General features: G+C 39.8%; 3 protein-coding genes. All 3 read right to left on the minus strand.

Features of this window, described 5'->3' with window-relative positions:
- Nucleotides 1-689 (minus strand): aminotransferase class I/II-fold pyridoxal phosphate-dependent enzyme (locus ACIR310F_RS26615; protein ID WP_231387381.1); only part of this gene is annotated, 689 nt, incomplete at its 3' end.
- Nucleotides 686-1864 carry an iron-containing alcohol dehydrogenase family protein gene (locus tag ACIR310F_RS0103800; RefSeq protein WP_028082675.1) on the minus strand — a complete coding sequence of 393 codons (1179 nt, stop codon included), beginning with the start codon at nucleotides 1862-1864 and terminating at the stop codon, nucleotides 686-688. The genes ACIR310F_RS26615 and ACIR310F_RS0103800, both read right to left, overlap by 4 nt.
- A gap of 198 nt (nucleotides 1865-2062) precedes the next feature.
- The gene (locus ACIR310F_RS0103805) at nucleotides 2063-2602 is read right to left on the minus strand and encodes a Ycf51 family protein (RefSeq protein ID WP_028082676.1); all 540 of its coding nucleotides are present in this window, start codon (nucleotides 2600-2602) and stop codon (nucleotides 2063-2065) included.
- Between the last annotated feature and the right edge of the window lie 369 nt (nucleotides 2603-2971).

The following is a 2971-nucleotide window of genomic DNA, read 5'->3' on the forward strand; positions in this document are numbered from 1 at the left end:
CCCGGAATTTCTAATAAGCTAGTGGGTTGATAACCATCAAAAGCTAATTCTGCATAACATAAATCATGGACTAAAAGGATTTCATACTTCCGCGCAAAAGCGACAATTTCTGCAAAAAATTCCCGGGGGGCGGTGGCTGCGGTAGGATTACTAGGATAATTAAAATAGAGAATTTTGGCTTTTCTAGCTACTTCGTCAGGAATGGCCGCTAAATCAATTAACCAGTTATTTTCTTCTTTAAGAATTAAATTGTGAATAACTCCCCCAGCAATAATCGGACCACGGAAATGTACAGGGTAAGATGGTGAAGGTACTAATACAGTATCACCAGGATTAATATAGGCGATCGCTAAATGTCCCAAACCTTCCTTAGAACCGAGTAAGGGTAAAGCCTCACTATCAGGATTAAGTACCACACCATAGCGACGATGATACCATTGAGTAATAGCTTTACGGAAACTTGCAGTCCCTTCAAATGGAGGATAACCATGATTAGCGGGATTTTGCAAGGCCGTCATGGCAGCTTCTATTACAGGTTGAGGTGTAGGACCATCGGGATTTCCCATACCCAAATCAATTAAATCCAGTCCTTGTTCTCTAGCTTTCGCTTTTAATTCATCTAAACGAGCAAAAACATAAGGAGGTAACTTTTGTATCCGTTCTGCGGGAGTAATCCAACTTAAATTCATTCTTTCACCTCGTCACTTATTCCCCTAATGGAAACACGATTAATATCTATTGGTGCAGTGGTAGAAACCATTGCGGCCATTAATTGTTCCAACGCTACTTTAAACGGTAGACGGTGGATATCAGAATTAGGTTCTAAACTAATTTCTGCTGCTGTTTGTAACTCATCCAAAGTGATATTACCTAATCCCAAATCTGCTAATTTTTGGGGTAGTCCAATCTCTGCGTAGAACTTCAACAGTTGTTGTCTTGCTGAAGCTGCTAGTTGATTTCCCTGGATCATTTCTTCTAACCGCAGTTGTACCAGGATACCATAAGCTACTTTTTCCCCGTGAATGCTATTATGTCCTGAAATATGGGTTAAGCCATTATGAACCGCATGGGCAGCGACTGTGCGACACTGCGCCCCCCCTAGACCCCCAATTACCCCAGCTAGGAGTACGGTTGCGTCTACAACTTCTTGCCAAATTTCTGTACCTGGGGACTGTAACGCAGTAGCGGACTTTTGTAGTAATATGTCTCGTAAAACTCGCGCTTGTTGAACCGCAGCAATAATTAAAGTTTGTTGTGAATTTCCACTACTTACTGATGCTTCATACCATTTGGCGATCGCATCTCCAATACCTGCCACTAAGGTCCGTTGCGGTGCAGTTTGGATCAAATTATAATCCAAAATTAGCAACTCTGGACAGCGAGATAAAGCCACGTCATACAAAAACGCCCCCGTTGTTGAATATACATTAGAAAGGGCAGTCCAGGCCGCGCAAGTAGCCGCAGAGGTGGGAATTGTGATCACTGGTAATGTTAACTGGTGAGCGACTAATTTAGCGGTATCTAAGGCTTTACCACCACCAATACCGATAATGATATCAGCCTTATGTTCCTTGGCGGCTTTGCGTAAGGCTTTCAGACTAGTTTCACAACAATCAGCGCCATAGGAAACCAAGATAGAATGTAATTGTTGAGACTGGAAAAGAGGTTTTAAATGCTCTTTGCTCAGATTAAGAGTATGATTTCCGGCTACAATTAACGGACGAGTTCCCAAATTAGCGACTTGAGCGCCAACTGTTGACAACACACCAGCACCGCGAATTACTTTCCCTGGGGAAATAGAAAGGCTGAAAAATGAACTAGCAGCTTGAGTAGACAAAGTTTCGGTAAGATTTTGATTAGGCATGATCTTTATTTTGCCAAAAATATTGATATTTCTTAATCAGATTTTAAAAAAATAATCTTTATTGTATTGTATATAGCAAAAAAATGTGCAAATAGGGAATAAAGGAAAATATTTATTTCCCAATATAGCGGACTGCTGAAAGCTAAAAAATGCTATAGCTTCTAGAGACGTTTACCGAAACGTCTCTATATTCTTTTTTTACGAAATGTCTAATCTTGACGCAGCGGGTTTTGGTAGTGAGGCAAATTTGTCTAAATAAATTTTGATTGTCATTTCTGGGTCTTCACGATTGACTAGAGTGCGGTTGACTTCACCCAGGTACAGGGGTACAGACAGCCCGATTTCTGGGTGGATAATGGTGCGGGCGCGGACTGTTAATTGCTTATTTCCGCCGCTACCTAAGCGACCATAGGAATACAGGTTACTAGCTGCTTGACGTAAAGTGGCTTCTAATTCTGTGGGAGTGATTTCTGGGAGGGTGGAAATTACCGTTTGGTTAGAACCGTTATCATAAACTAGAGTGTATTTAACAGCACCGGGAATAACTGTGCGACTCAAGGGAACAAGGGACAATGAAAATAACCCCCCTGTCAGTACCAGCATAAAGCCAGTTGCACCCACTAATCGAAAGCGAAAGCCCCATTTGAGTATAAAGGCTAAGATTGTCAAAACCACAAATATTATTGTAGCAATACCTGACCATTGGGTGTATTGTAAAAAATTATCTGTACTAGGCATAGGGTTTTAATTACGAACTTTCTTATTTTACTAATTACAGCGATTTTCAGGTCAATGAACCACAGTTTATAGGAAATTGTTTCCTTCTAGGCGCGAAGGAAGAAGGTAATCAGGGTGTGGTGTAATTAATATAGATGAAATAGATGAATACTATTGTAACCTGAGTTCGATGTAAGAGAATAACTTACAAGTGTTGACTGGAAAGAGTTTCAGGATTAAATAAATTTTTAGGGATTGTCAATAATTGCGAGTTATTGACAATTATTGAAAAATAGGCAATATAAACTGTAAATTTTTTTAAAAAACCATTAAATAACATTACTAATTATACTCAAAATTACACCAAAGATTTAAGAATAAAGTAGTTGT

Source organism: Dolichospermum circinale AWQC310F (assembly GCF_000426925.1).
Classification (GTDB): Bacteria; Cyanobacteriota; Cyanobacteriia; order Cyanobacteriales; family Nostocaceae; genus Dolichospermum; species Dolichospermum circinale.